This window comes from Larkinella sp. C7, from assembly GCF_006149005.1.
Taxonomy (GTDB): Bacteria; Bacteroidota; Bacteroidia; order Cytophagales; family Spirosomataceae; genus Larkinella.
In genome coordinates, this window is the sequence record NZ_VBSL01000001.1 from 781,414 (window position 1) to 795,305 (window position 13,892).

Annotated in this window: 10 protein-coding genes; all 10 read right to left on the reverse strand. The window is 52.2% G+C overall.

Features of this window, described 5'->3' with window-relative positions; genetic code table 11:
• Window positions 1–44 precede the first annotated feature (44 nt).
• The 10 genes from metK to FH871_RS03175 all read right to left on the reverse strand — a co-directional run bounded on the left by metK (window position 45) and on the right by FH871_RS03175 (window position 13,881).
• Window positions 45–1,298 (reverse strand): methionine adenosyltransferase, encoded by a 1,254-nt coding sequence (gene metK / locus FH871_RS03130; RefSeq protein WP_138989853.1) that lies wholly within the window; start codon window positions 1,296–1,298, stop codon window positions 45–47.
• Window positions 1,299–1,355: 57 nt separating this feature from the next.
• Window positions 1,356–3,029 (reverse strand): hypothetical protein, encoded by a 1,674-nt coding sequence (locus tag FH871_RS03135; protein WP_138989854.1) that lies wholly within the window; start codon window positions 3,027–3,029, stop codon window positions 1,356–1,358.
• On the reverse strand, window positions 3,026–5,299 hold the full coding sequence (locus FH871_RS03140; protein ID WP_138989855.1) for a hypothetical protein: 2,274 nt from the start codon (window positions 5,297–5,299) through the stop codon (window positions 3,026–3,028). The genes FH871_RS03135 and FH871_RS03140 overlap by 4 nt, the downstream gene beginning before the upstream one ends.
• Window positions 5,296–6,489: a BatA domain-containing protein gene (locus tag FH871_RS03145; protein WP_138989856.1), complete on the reverse strand. Its 1,194-nt coding sequence runs from the start codon at window positions 6,487–6,489 to the stop codon at window positions 5,296–5,298. The genes FH871_RS03140 and FH871_RS03145 overlap by 4 nt, the downstream gene beginning before the upstream one ends.
• Window positions 6,489–7,352 (reverse strand): DUF58 domain-containing protein, encoded by an 864-nt coding sequence (locus FH871_RS03150; RefSeq protein WP_138989857.1) that lies wholly within the window; start codon window positions 7,350–7,352, stop codon window positions 6,489–6,491. Before FH871_RS03150 ends, FH871_RS03145 begins: the two co-directional genes overlap by 1 nt.
• A 94-nt stretch (window positions 7,353–7,446) precedes the next feature.
• Complete coding sequence (locus tag FH871_RS03155) at window positions 7,447–8,421, reverse strand: MoxR family ATPase (protein WP_138989858.1); 975 nt, start codon at window positions 8,419–8,421, stop codon at window positions 7,447–7,449.
• Window positions 8,422–8,424: 3 nt separating this feature from the next.
• On the reverse strand, window positions 8,425–9,042 hold the full coding sequence (locus FH871_RS03160; protein ID WP_114404218.1) for a DUF4159 domain-containing protein: 618 nt from the start codon (window positions 9,040–9,042) through the stop codon (window positions 8,425–8,427).
• A gap of 116 nt (window positions 9,043–9,158) precedes the next feature.
• Entirely contained in the window at window positions 9,159–10,493 is a 1,335-nt protein-coding gene (locus FH871_RS03165) for a TldD/PmbA family protein (protein ID WP_138989859.1), read from the reverse strand.
• A 115-nt stretch (window positions 10,494–10,608) separates the two neighbouring features.
• Entirely contained in the window at window positions 10,609–12,249 is a 1,641-nt protein-coding gene (locus FH871_RS03170) for a TldD/PmbA family protein (protein WP_138989860.1), read from the reverse strand.
• Between the two features lie 270 nt (window positions 12,250–12,519).
• Window positions 12,520–13,881, reverse strand: a complete 1,362-nt coding sequence (locus FH871_RS03175; RefSeq protein ID WP_138989861.1) for a TldD/PmbA family protein — start codon at window positions 13,879–13,881, stop codon at window positions 12,520–12,522.
• Between the last annotated feature and the right edge of the window lie 11 nt (window positions 13,882–13,892).

The following is a 13,892-nucleotide window of genomic DNA, read 5'->3' on the forward strand; positions in this document are numbered from 1 at the left end:
GGCCCGTAAAATTCTCACTATTCCCAAGCTACATTTATCACGGACTACAAACCAAAAGCTTCTTTCACTTTATCGACGTAGTCGAGTTTCTCCCACGTAAAGAGCTCTACTTCAACTTCTTTCGTGCTGCCATTCATGCCGAACACCTTTTTCACAATCTGGTTTTCCCGGCCCATGTGTCCGTAAGCCGCCGTTTCTGAATAGATCGGATTCCGGAGTTTCAGCCGTTGTTCGATGGCATACGGACGCATGTCGAACAGTTCTTCGATTTTGGTCGCAATTTCACCATCGGTCATATCAACTTTAGCCGAGTTATACGTATTGACGTACAAACCGCAGGGTTTAGCCACCCCAATGGCGTAGGAAACCTGAACCAGAATCTGATCGCAAAGGCCAGCCGCTACCAGGTTTTTGGCGATGTGACGCGTAGCATAAGCCGCCGAACGGTCCACTTTCGAGGGATCTTTGCCCGAGAACGCCCCACCACCGTGCGCACCCTTGCCGCCGTAGGTATCGACAATGATCTTACGACCCGTCAAACCCGTATCACCGTGTGGCCCGCCAATGACAAACTTGCCCGTCGGGTTGATGTAATACGTAATGTTATCGGTAAACAAAGCCTGCAATTCCGGCTTCAGTTTTGCCTTCACGCGCGGAATGACAATGTTGATCACGTCTTCGCGAATCCGCTCCAGCATCACCGCATCGGCAGCAAAATCATCATGTTGCGTCGAAACCACGATCGTATCGATCCGGATGGGCTTGTCGTCGTCGCTGTATTCAATCGTCACCTGCGACTTGGCATCCGGCCGGAGGTACGTCAGAATATCCCGGTCGTGGTTGCGGATGTACGACATTTCCTGCAAAATCTTGTGGGCCAGATCCAGCGGCAACGGCATAAAATTGTCCGTTTCGTTGGTCGCGTAGCCAAACATCATGCCCTGGTCGCCCGCGCCCTGGTCTTCCGGGTTGGTGCGTTCGACGCCCTGGTTGATGTCGGCCGACTGATCGTGAATAGCGGATAAAATACCGCACGAATCGGCCTCAAACATGTATTCACTCTTGGTATATCCAATACGCCTGATAACCTCCCGGGCAATTTTCTGAACATCGAGGTAGGTGTTCGTTTTTACCTCACCTGCCAGCACCACCTGTCCGGTAGTAACCAGGGTTTCGCAGGCGACCTTGCTGGAAGGATCGTAGGCCAGAAAATGATCGATCAATGCATCGGAAATCTGATCCGCGACTTTGTCGGGATGTCCTTCAGAGACTGACTCTGAGGTAAATAGATAGGGCATTGTACGTAAGATTTAAGACTAAAAACAGCCGCAAAGCTACTGGAATTTTACGACAGGTCAAATGCTAAATTTAGGTTCGATCCAAAGCGCGGTCAACCCGCTGAGGAATAGCAGTATCCAGACCCAATCTAGTATTTTCGCCGGAAAACCGCTTTCGGAACCAGGTTTCGTTTCAACCGCAACGGCCGACCGGGCGCGGAGGTAATCACTCACCAAACGGTTTCCAAATACCGGTTTTTCGTCCGGCTGGTCGACGTAAACCGCCAGACTGTCCTGCAATGCCAGCCAGCCCGCCTTTCCAAAGCCATACGAAACCTCAGCCGACAGGGGATTGATGGCCGAATAATCGAGCCTGACCGTGTCGTTTCCCAGTCGGATTTCAGCCGGTTTCCGGGTCAGATTATTGAAGTGAATGACGGATCGAAGGCCTTTAAAAACCGGCGCGTCGAGCTGGATGTTATCCGGAAAGGTAGGTTGCAAGGGCGTCAGAATGGCCGTCCAGATCCGGTCGTACGTAACACTGTCGCCACTCAATTTCAGGGGAAACGTCTCGCTCACCAGACTTACCCCGATTTTTCCACTCGTTTTCTGAATCGCCACGGGATACCCGGCCACCGGAAACTGATTCAGAGCCTCCGTAAGCTGAAAAGGCAACGCCTGCAAACCGCTCCCGATCGGAATGGTCGCTTCATTCGATAAGCGCTTCAATTTCCAGCCCGTACCCAAAGCCCGGTTGATGGTTTTCGTGTCGGTTTCGGCGTCCGACAGATTGATAAACAGCACCGGTTTCCCCTGCACCACGGCTTTTTTAACGACAGGATTCGTCGCATTGGCCGGATCGGTGATGATCACGTCGGGCGTGGCCGACCGGTTGATACTCAGGTTACTGCTGATGTTTTTGGAAATCGTGGATGTCAACTGGACGGAATACCCTTTTTTCCCCAGCCAACCGGCGAGCATTCTGCTTTCAAAATCCGGGCTGTCGAGAATGAACTGGTAGGCAATGGGTTCTGTAGGTCGGCTGAAATACCGAAGCGTGTCCAGCGGTTTCTGATCCAGCACCAGCGTCAGTTCGGTACGTCCCTGCGAGAAGGCCGGAAAGTGAAAATTAAAATCCGTCGTGCCGGTTTTTACGGATAAACTATCCAGCGTCTGGTTGCCATACCGGAGCTTCAGCACCCGTTCCTGCGACGATTGAAGACGCCCGCTCACCGACTGTATTTCGCCTTTCCGAAGGATGGCTTTCCAGCGCAGTAGCTGCACCTGATCGGGTTGGACATACGGAATCCACTGGACGGTTTGCCGACTCAGTTGGCCCAGCACATCGGGCGAAAAACCAGTGCCGATCAAGGTGACGGTATCAATCATTCCGTCGGTCAGCCGCGACTGAAACGAAGCATCTTTGAACACCCTGACCCGAACGACTTCCCGGCTTTTCAGACTGTCTTTCAATTGACTAACCGCCGAAGCAGGCACGTTTGAATCCACAATCCAGACTGACTTTGAATCCGGCTTTATTTCCCATTCAATCTGAAGAAAATACGCCAGCAGAAGGCTCCAAAGCAAGCCGTTTAAAGCACCGCGAATCCATTTTCTTCGAACCGGAAGGGTGTCATTTCGAACGACCAGCCCCACCTGCACCACGAGCAAAACCGTTAAAAGAAGCAAGATCAGCCAGCTAACGAAATCAGCCGGGTTAAACGTGACCGCAATCCGATTCAATACGCTCATTTTAAATGCCGCCAGAACGACTGTTCTAATTTCTTTTCGCTGGAATACGAGCCCATTTCGGATTGTATTCGGTTTCGGGATGAACCAGCCGCCAGACTATACAACTTTGTTTTCAAATCCATTCGCTCTTTATCAGACAGTTTTTTACCACTTCCCAGTTTCTGTAAACCGCTGATCACCGACCAGTTCGACAACCCGCTGTTCAGGATATCATTCGTTAAGGATGAACTCAATTGTTGTACGGTTCTTTTCTGGTTTTGATTCAAGGTTTTCAATTCCAGATAGCCCAATACTTCGCCAACCAACTGCCCGGTTTGAACCGGGTCATACATGCGCACCTGATTCAACTTGGTGTTGACCTTCTCTAATTCGCCGGTCAGGCGGGTTTCTTTTTCTTTAATGGGGGGCGGATCGTAGCCGCTTTTCTTCACAAAAGTCCGGGCTTTGTGTTGGGCGGCTTTCAGATAAACCAGGGCTTTATTTTCGAAAGGCAATGCTTTTTCCGGCTCGTATAAACGCAGGTGCAGCTCCGATTGCCACATCTGTTCCAGCGCCATTTTCAACAAACTGCGGGTCGATTGTTCGTAAAACGTGTTGGTTTCCGCATCGTCGTGGGCGTGGATATACTGCTCCATCAAAGCCGCCACCGGGTCTTCGTTGTCACTTTTGGCCTCATTCGCGTGGTCATGTCCGTGTGCATCCGGAGCGGGCAGATCTTTCTTCTGCTGTTCTTCGGCTTTTTCGGCCAGCTTAAACGCAAACGGTTTGGGCGCATTTTTCTCTTCTTCGGTGTCGTGCTTGTGGATAAACCCTTCCAGCACATTGCCCTCGGCCACCAGATCGTGTCCGCCAATCGAATTTTCAAACTCCTCGCCCAAATATTGCCCATACCGCAGCCGCAGCACTTTCTGGTCGAAGCCAATTTCGTTGGACGTACTTTTAAAATCCTTAGCCGCCAGTTTTTTTCGTTTGGCAATCAGCTTTTCCGTGTCGATGATGATTTGCCGCTGGCTGCGAAAATACTCCGGCATGATGTTTACCGCCATTGTTGCCAGTTCAGCTTCTTCCACCCGGGCGGTGTCTTTATACACGACAAAATAAGTATCGGATTTGGCAAAATTTGGTTCCGGCTCTTTGTTGTCGATGGCCGCCCAGTAATAATAAAGTTCGTCGCCCGGCGCAAAATTGAGAGCTTTCAGGTCAATAGTTTTTGTCAGTCGGGCCGCTTTGAAATTGGTTTGTGGCAACGCAAATTTTACTTCCCGGAACTTCACACTTTCACCGGAACCACGCGCTACCGTGGCTACAATGAAGGCTTGCCGAACTTTAAAATCGTCGGAAATCCGCGCCGAAATCCGCAGGTTTTTGTCATCTTTCAGAAAATGAAACTGGTATACTTCCCTGGAATCCGGTTGAATTTTCGGTGCCAGATCGGGTTGCGCTTCCAGTCGGTAATAATCCGATTGATAAACCAACGAATCCTTCCCTGCCGGCGTTTTCCAGTAGCCTTTGATGGCATAAATCCCGGAACTGACCAACTTATCACGGTACTCAAATACGGCTCCGGCCTTCTTAAAAGCGATCTCTTCGCCCCGGCTATTCACCAATCGAACCGAAACCGTCCGGGATTCGCTGAATGCTAACTGCCATTTGAGCAATGAACCACTCACGGCTGACGCGTTTAGATCCGATGATTCTTTGACCGGCAAACCGGTATAATTGGGCGGCTGAATCTGCAACAAAGCCGATTGAAAAGCGGGAATAGCGGGACGGTTCTTGCCAACAAGAACCGGAATGTATTTCGTCAATTGTTTCTGAACAACCGGGTTCGATTGCAGGAGGGGATAGCCGTAATAAACCGCCACGGAAAGCAAAACGAGCAACCCGTAAAAACCGGTTTTTGAAAAAATCAACGAAAGATACCGGCTCGCGGGAATCCGGACCGTCTGGATTCGTTCGTTCAGCCGCGCCAGCTGGAGCTGTTCCGCCATGTTCAGTACTTCTTTCTCCAGCAACGGCAAACTGTATTCCGCATCGCCCACCAACCGATGCATGATTCCAATAGCCTGCGATTTTTTATCCCGAAACAGACCGGTAAACCAGGCACCGAATCCAAATCCCAGTACCCCGAGAATAGCCGCCAGTTCCGGCGAAAAACCGCAGAGTCGGCCAATCATCCCCACCGCAATGCCCAGCAAACTGCTCTTCAGCAGCGCGTTGGCAACAAGCTGGTAGATGATCGTCGACAGGGTCTTTTTCAGTTCGTTCATGCGTTCTGTTTTAAAGCCATCCAGCGTTCCAGGCCGATCAAACCAACGAATGCCAGCAACAGCCAGTTACGAATGTTCTCCGGTTGTTTCTCTCTTCGCTCCCCCGCCGGAACAAACAGCGTATTTAACTGCTCCCGGCTCAACGGGAACGGGTTTGGTTTGAGGTTAAAATGCCGGATCAGAAGCTCGCCCAACTGTTCCGGCAATTGTCCGGTTCGCACCCGTTCGGCGGTTTGGGGAGTCAGTTTTTCTTCCCAGTATACCACATTCGGAACCTTCGGAATGTTGAGCTTTCCCGAAACCACATAAAGAGTTTGGGGGGCGGGAGTAACCACGTCCTGATCCGTTAAAACCCAATCGTACCCGGTTTTCTGCTCTTTTTTTACATCGATCTGCATCCCGAGCGCATACACATCCGACAAGGCATTCAAAGCCGCCAAGACGGTTTGCTGTTCGGTTTTATCGCGGAAATCAACCAGCGCTTTCAAACGCCCCGAATGCACCGGAACATCCTGAAAACGAACGTCTTTGCTCAAGTCTGGACTACTCGTTAGCTGGTTGGAAGCGTTCACAAACACGTTGCCGCTGCCCGGTAATTTCAGATACGGCCGAACCGGACGACTCGCCGAATCAACTATCGTGTGCAATTTAAACTGTGCCAGAACCCGAATAAACGGGGCATCTGCCAGTTGCTGATTATTCAGGACATACAGGTGCAATTCCGACGGCTTTGTTGATACGGTATTGATGGCCGACTGCAATACATCTGAATTAAACTTCCGCTGATCAGGCAATTGCGCTGGCTTATCCGCTGCATCGGTGGCGGCATTGATCCAGTAAACCGCTTCTCCTTTTTTGATTGCTTCCTCCAGTTCAAACCGGTAATTATCGACCACCATTTTCTCCGGCTGCACCAGGTGAATTTTGGCAACGGCCACCGGTTTTGTCAACCCGGTCAGGATCGGTTGGCTCAGGATCAACGCCAGCAGAATTATAACCAGGCAGCGCAGGATCAGCAACAGGAGGTTATCGAGCTTGATGCCCCGCTGCTGTTGCTGGTTCTTTTCCTGAAGCCAGCGTGTGGCGGCCCAGGCCAGGGTTTTGCCCTGTTTCTGGTGCCAGAAATGGATGACCACCGGAATCACCACGGCCCCAATGCCCCACAAAAACAACGGTTGTATGAACTCCATTAAACGCTCCTCCTGGTCAGAAAATCTTTTAGTGCCCCCGCGATGGGCTCACTCAGTTTTACGCGAATCAGGTGAACGTGCGGCAGCAACAGTTCTTCCTGTATTTTTTTGAAATAGGCCGAAACCGCCTGCTGGAACGTCTCTTTGATCGTTTCGGCCTGCACTTCAATTTCCCGATCGGTTTCCAGGTCCTTAAACCGGTAGAAACCGCTCAGGTTAAAGTCCGTTTCCTGATCGCCAAGCAGTTGAAAAATGACAATCTCCCGGCGCGGACTGGCCACGGTTTTAATCAGTTGCAACCACTCATCGTCTACTTGCAGGAAGTCCGAAACCATCACCAGCAACTCCTTTTGCTTCTGCTGAAATTCCGGAAACCGGGCCTGTTTGGGCAGCCAGGTTCCGGAAGCGGTGGCATTTTGCAGGGCAAACAAAATTCGCTGAAAAGCCTGCTTTCCGGTCGGGACCAACGTCTGCAAGGCACCGTTTTGTAGCGCATACAAACTCATCTGATCGCTTTGCCGGTAGCCCAGATAGGCCAGCGAAGCCATCAATAGTTTTGCGTACTCCAATCGGCTGACGCCCTGTTCGGTGTAGTTCATCGAACCCGATAAGTCCAGCAAAAAGCGGATTTGCAGGTTGCTTTCCGTGGCCGATTCGCGCACGAGATGCTTGTCGGTTCGGGCGTATAATTTCCAGTCGATGCGCCGGGGATCATCGCCGGGTTCATAATGGCGATATTGCTCAAACTCCGTCCCCGACCCCGAGCGTTTGCTGGCGTGAATCCCCAGCAGCAACTCATCGCTGACGAGTTTGCCGGCGAGTTGCAGGTTGTTGAGTTTGATGAGATCTGTGGCTAATTGCATTGGAGTTTTCGGTTTACGGTTTTTGGTTTACGGTGGCTGACGCAGGAAGGCTAACGCGTCAGCCACCGTAAACCAAAAACCGTAAACCGAAAACCTATTTCAACAACTCTTTTATCACCTGATCCGTCGTAATATTCTCAGCCTCAGCCCGGAAGTTGAGGGCGATGCGGTGGCGCAGGATGGGGTAGGCCAGCGTCTGAATGTCTTCCGGGATCACCGAAAACCGTTCGTTCAAAACCGCCCGTGCTTTGGAACAGAGCACCAGCGCCTGCCCCGCGCGCGGCCCCGCTCCCCAGTCGCACCACTGCCTGACAAACGCCGACGGACTGCTTTCGGGGCGCGTCGACCGGACGAGTTGGTTGATGAAACCGATCAGTTCATCGCTGATGTGGACCTGTCTCGTCAGGCGTTGCAAGTCGATAATTTCCTGATCGGTCAGCACGGTTTGCAGTTCCGGACGGGCGGTGCCGGTGGTGTTTTTCAACACACTCAGTTCTTCCTGTTCAGAAGGGTAACTCAGTTTGATATACAGTAAAAACCGGTCTAACTGGGCTTCCGGCAGCGGATAGGTTCCGGCCTGTTCGATCGGGTTTTGGGTGGCAATGATCAGAAACGGCCGGGGCAGTTCGTAGTCGGTTCCGGCGTAGGTTACCTTGCCTTCCTGCATGGCTTCCAGCAAAGCCGCCTGCGTTTTGGGCGGTGTCCGGTTGATTTCGTCGGCCAGCACCACATGGGCGAAGATGGGCCCCCGGTTGAATTTGAAGAATTTCTTGCCGGTATGGTGATCTTCTTCCAGAATCTCCGTTCCGATAATATCGCCCGGCATGAGATCCGGCGTAAACTGAATGCGTTTAAAATTCATCTCCAGAGCTTCCGCCATCGTTTTCACCATCAGCGTTTTGGCTAGCCCCGGCACGCCTTCCAGTAAACAATGGCCGCCCGCCAGCAGAGCAATCAGGATTTCGTCAATGGCTTCCTGCTGTCCGACAATCACCTTACCGATTTCTTTCTTCAGGCGCGGAAGCTTGGCGACTACGGTTTTGTAATGGGTCAGTTCCTTGGTTTCCAATGCTTATGCGGTTAATGCGTACGTGATAATGTTGACGCCAAATTTGGTATTATCCTCGGCCAGAAATCGTTTGTTGCGGAAGTCGTAATCCCACTCGCAACCATAATCCTTGTTGCTGTACAGAACGCCAATGCGCCCGTTGATCAGCACGGCTTTCAGGTAATCATGCACCAGATCGTCCCCCCAGCCGTTCAGTTCGAACGTCGTAGTCGGCGGCCCTTCCTCAAACTTGAAAAAGCAGGTATAAATCGGGTGGGAATTCGGGATTTTCTGCAAGGCTTTCGGGCCAAAGGTGCGGGCCATTTCCTGCTCGAACGATTTGGCAAAAAGCCCGTCGATGTCGTGGTTGCAATCGTCCACAAACACAAAACCGCCGTTCTGAACGTAGCGCTTGAAGTGATCCCGTTCCTGGGTCGAAAACTCCACCAGTTTATGCCCACTGAGGTAGCAGAACGGACTCTTGAAAATTTCGTTACTCGTCAACTGAACCACTTTTTCCTTCTCATCCACCGGAATCGTGGTATATTCGACCAGGGAATGCAGCAGGTTGGAAGGCATTCGCTGGTCCGTATCCCAATCGCCGGAGGTATACTGGATGCGGGTGAAAATGAATGGTTTCAAGTTGAGTTGAGTTAAAAGGAACTATTTCGCAGAGTTAAGCGGAGAAAATCAGAGTTAAGCAGAGAAAAAACAACTCTGCTTAACTCCCTTTTTCTCCGCTCAACTCCGCGAAATAACTAAACCGCATCCGACAGCGAACTGAACGTAAATTCCCGGATTTTCATCGGAGGAATCAGGTAGTTTGAATTTGACTCCGTGCTGACCACCCGCTCCGGTCTGCCCAGGGCTTCGAGGTTGTTCAGCATGATGATCGGGCTTTCGTTGAACCGGAAGTTCTTGACCGGATGTTTGATCTTGCCATTTTCGATGTAAAAAGTCCCATCGCGGGTCAGGCCCGTCAGCAGCAGCGTTTGCGGATCGACGGAACGGATGTACCAGAGCTTCGTCACCAGAATACCGCGCTGGGTGCTCTTGATCATGTCTTCCAGCGAAGCCGTGCCACCCGCCATGATCACATTCGTGGGCGATGGAACCGCCTTCACGCCTTTCTTCTGCGCCCAGAACCGGGAATAGGCGACGTTTTTCACCACGCCTTTCTCAATCCAGTTGACCTTTTCCTGCGCCCGGCCATCGCCCGACCACGGCGAAGCCGGCAGTTCGGGATTTGTCGGGTCGGAATAGATCGTAACGCGCTCATCCACAATCTTCTCGCCCAGCTTGGTCTTGCCACCGGGTTTGCTCAGGAACGACCGGCCTTCGTCAGCACTGCGGGCATCCATGTTAAAAAAGATGTTTTCGAGCAACACGGCGGCCGCTGTAGGTTCCAGAATGACCGTATATTTTCCCGGTTCCAGGGCCCGCGCGCCTACCGAACCCAGACACTTCTGAACGGCAATTTTAGTCGCTGAAACCGTATCCAGTTTGGAAAAATCACTGTAGCCGCGCGTCACGTAGCCCGAGCCGGTTCCGTCGTCGGTCCGAACCGTCAGCGAAAAATTTACGTTTGTGCTGGGGTAATACGCAAACAGCCCTTTGGAATTCATCATGGCCGAATAGCCCCGGAAATCCTCCAGAAAACCAGCCGCAGCCAGTTTTTGCTGGCCCGATTCCTGCAAGCTTTTGGCAACGGCTTCCGCCCGAATGGCGGGGGTAACTTTGGCAGTCGATTCAAAATAGCCCGTCGATTTCAGGTATTGCTGCGGTTCCAGCACGCCCATAAATTCCGGATTTTCGGGAGCCAGCTGGGCCAGTTCCTCGGCCCGGCGAACCACTTTTTCCAGGGAAGCATCGTCAAATTCGTCGATGGCAGCAACCCCGTTTTTCTTTCCGAACGACGATTGCACCTGGATGGTCTGCGTAATCATGGTGCCGCTGGTCGAGACTTCGTTCCGGGCGTAGCGGATGTTTCCCCGCTCCCCGCCCACCACGTTCACCTCGCACGCATCCGCTTTGGAATAACTTAATACCTTCTGAAGCAATGCCTTAGCCTCAGACTCGGTTAGTAAAGCCATATTTTTGAATTGTTTACGGTTCTCTGTTTACGGTTTTCGGTGGCTGACGCATTCTTGGCTAACGCATTAAAATCGTGCGTCAGCCAACCGCAAACCAAAAACCGTTAACCGAAAACTAGATTTTCCGTGCTGTATTAATCACATTGACACCGTTGAAACGGGTGGTGGAGCTGCCGTGGGAGACGGCGCTGACCTGCATCGGCTGGCCTTTGCCATCGAAGAACGAGCCACCCAGCCGGTAGTCTTTCTCGTCGCAAATCTGAACACAGGAGTTCCAGAATTCCTGCGTATTCGACTGGTAGGCCACATCTTTCAGCATGCCCGCAATCTGTCCGTCTTTGATTTCGTAGAACAACTGCCCGCCAAACTGGAAGTTATACCGCTGCTGGTCAATCGAAAAAGAGCCGTCGCCGATGATGTAAATGCCTTTTTTGACGTCCTTGATCATCTGCTCTACCGACAGGGGCGTTTTGCCAGCCGCCAGCGATACGTTCGCCATCCGCTGAAACTGCACCGAACTCCAGTTGTCGGCGTAACAGCAACCCTGCGATTCGTTTTCGCCGATGATGTGAACCTGATCCCGAATGGCCTGGTAATTCACCAGCGTGCCGTCTTTCACCAGATCCCACTTTTTGCAGGCAACTCCCTCGTCGTCCCAGCCCACGGCACCCAGCGAACCGACCTGCGTTTTGTCGGCAAACAGATTGACCTGCTTGCTGCCGTAGTTGAAGTTTTTGGATTTCCACTTGTCGAGTGTAGCGAAGGATGTTCCGGCAAAATTGGCTTCGTAGCCCAAGACACGATCCAGTTCCAGCGGGTGACCCACCGACTCGTGGATGGTCAGCCAGAGGTGCGAAGGATCAAGCACGAGGTCGTATTTCCCGGCTTCGACCGACTTGGCCGTCAGCTTCTGCTTGGCGTGTTTGGCCGCCGACGTTACGTCTTCCAGCATGTCGTACCCTTTGTTGTAGCGGGTCGTAATACCGGTTATTTTATCGCTCGGATTAGCTTGCAGGTAATCATACCCCATGCCCATCGGCGCACTCAGCTCGCTGCGGGTTTCAAACTTGCCACTCTTCGGATCGATGGCCGTCACGGTAAACGTGGGCCACAGACGGTGAATGTCCTGATCGATGTACGAACCGTCCGACGACGCAAAATACTTCTGCTCGTTGACCATGAACAACACCGAGTTGACGTAATTGGCACCGTTTTTCAGAGCCGCATCGTTGACCGTCAACAGTAAATCCACTTTTTCCTTGATGGGAACTTCGAACGCATTTTTCTTGATGGGTGCTTTCCAGCTCACTTCTCCGAAGCCTTTCTGTGGCGCTAGTTGCACGGGTTGTTTCATCAACCGGGCGTTGGCTTTGGCAATGGCTACGGCTTCTTCGGCGGCTTTGGCGGTTTGGGCTTCACTTTTGGCTTCCACCACCGACGCAAATCCCCAGCAGCCGTCGACAATCACGCGCACACCCACCCCGTAGGATTCGGTATTGACAATGTTCTGCACCTTGTCTTCGCGCGTAATGACAAACTGCCGCAAATACCGGCCAATCCGGACATCGGTGTAGCTGGCGCCTTTGGCTTTGGCGGCATTCAGGGCGGCATCGGCCAGTCGTTTTTTAACGGCCACATCCACGCCGGGTTCCAGCAGGGCTTCCGGTGCAACCGAGCGACCGAAAACCGCGCTGTCAGGCAAAAGGAATGCCCCGGCACTCAGGCCGGTCAATTGAAGAAAATCTCTACGGTTCAAAGTTTGTTGGTGATAAAGTGATACGGTAAAGCTATCTAAATTTTCGTCCTAATACGGATGGGAACACGGATTCGGCGGATTGAACGGATTTTCGCAGATGAAAATCCGTTTTGATCGGTCCAATCCGCTGAATCCGTGTGCCATCCAAAATCCTAAACAGATTCGGTATAATGCTAACGAAACCCAGTATGCTTTCTGTGGATTTTTGACCGGAAAAATGCGAAATAAGCAGTCGTAACCTATCCTTCAAAATGAGGGATATTTTATCGATCACACCGCATCCGAGAGTGAACTGAACGTAAAATCCCGGATTTTCATGGGCGGAATCAAAACACCACCGGAGCGAACGGGTTTGCCCAAAGCCTCGACGTTGTTCAGCATAATGACCGGACTTTCGTTGAACCGGAAGTTTTTGACGGGGTATTTGATCTGCCCGTTTTCGATCAGAAACGTCCCGTCGCGGGTCAAACCGGTGTAAAGCAGCGTTTGCGGATCGACGGCGCGGATGTACCAGAACCGGGTTACCAGTATGCCTTTCTGGGTGCTTTTGATCAAATCGAGCAGTGACTGGTTACCGCCCTGCATGATGAAGCCCCGGGCGGGCGGAGTGCCTTTCACCCCACTTTTCTGGGCCCAGAACTGGGAATAACTCATGTTTTTGATGATCCCGTTTTCGACCCAGAGTGTTTTCTCCTGCGGACGACCGTCGACGCCACCGCCCCCAAAGCGGCCACCTCCTCCGCCCCCGCCACCACCGGCGAATGGTGAACCGGGAATTTCAGCATTGGCCGGATCGGAATAAATCGTAATCCGCTCGTCGAAGAATTTCTCACCCAATCGGGTGCCGCCCCCTTTCCGGCTCAGAAAACTCCGGCCTTCTTCGGCATTCCGGGCATCCAGGCTGTTCATCATCAGGCCGATGAGATCACCGGCTGCGGTAGGTTCCAGAATAACCGTATATTTTCCCGGTTCCAGGGCTTTGGCATTCGTGGACGCCAGGGCCTTGTTCATGGCCACTTCCGTAGCCTCTTTGGTGCTTAGTTTGGATACGTCGTTATAATCGCGGGATGCGTAGCCGGAACCGGTGCCGTCGGCGGTTCGGGTGGTCACCGAAAATTCGACGGACGTAACCGGGTTGTACCCAAACAATCCTTTGCTGTTGGCAATGGCCGTAAAACCGGCACTGTCTTCCATGTATCCGGCGGCCGTCAGGTTCTTTTTGCTGCACGGATCGATGCTGTCGAAAGCTGCCTGGGCGCGAAACTCCGGATTGATTTTAGCCGTACTTTCGGCATACGCACCGGTTTCGATGTATTTCTGGGGCCCGAGCATCGGCACGTATTCCGGATTTTCGGGAGCCAGCCGGGCGGTTTCTTCGGCTCTCCGGACGGTTTTTTCCAGGGAAGCGTCGTCAAATTCGTTGATGGTGGCCGAACCTACTTTTTTTCCAAAAACCGCCGTTACCGCCAGCGACATGTTATCGGTTTCGCCACTCGTCGACACGTTATTCCGGGCGTAGCGAATGTTGCCGGTTCGGTTGCCATTCAGCGTAACACTCATTTCATCGGCTTTGGAATACCCCAAAACCTTATCCACTATTTTTTTTGCTTCGTCTTTCGTTAGGATAGCCATTTTGTTGATGA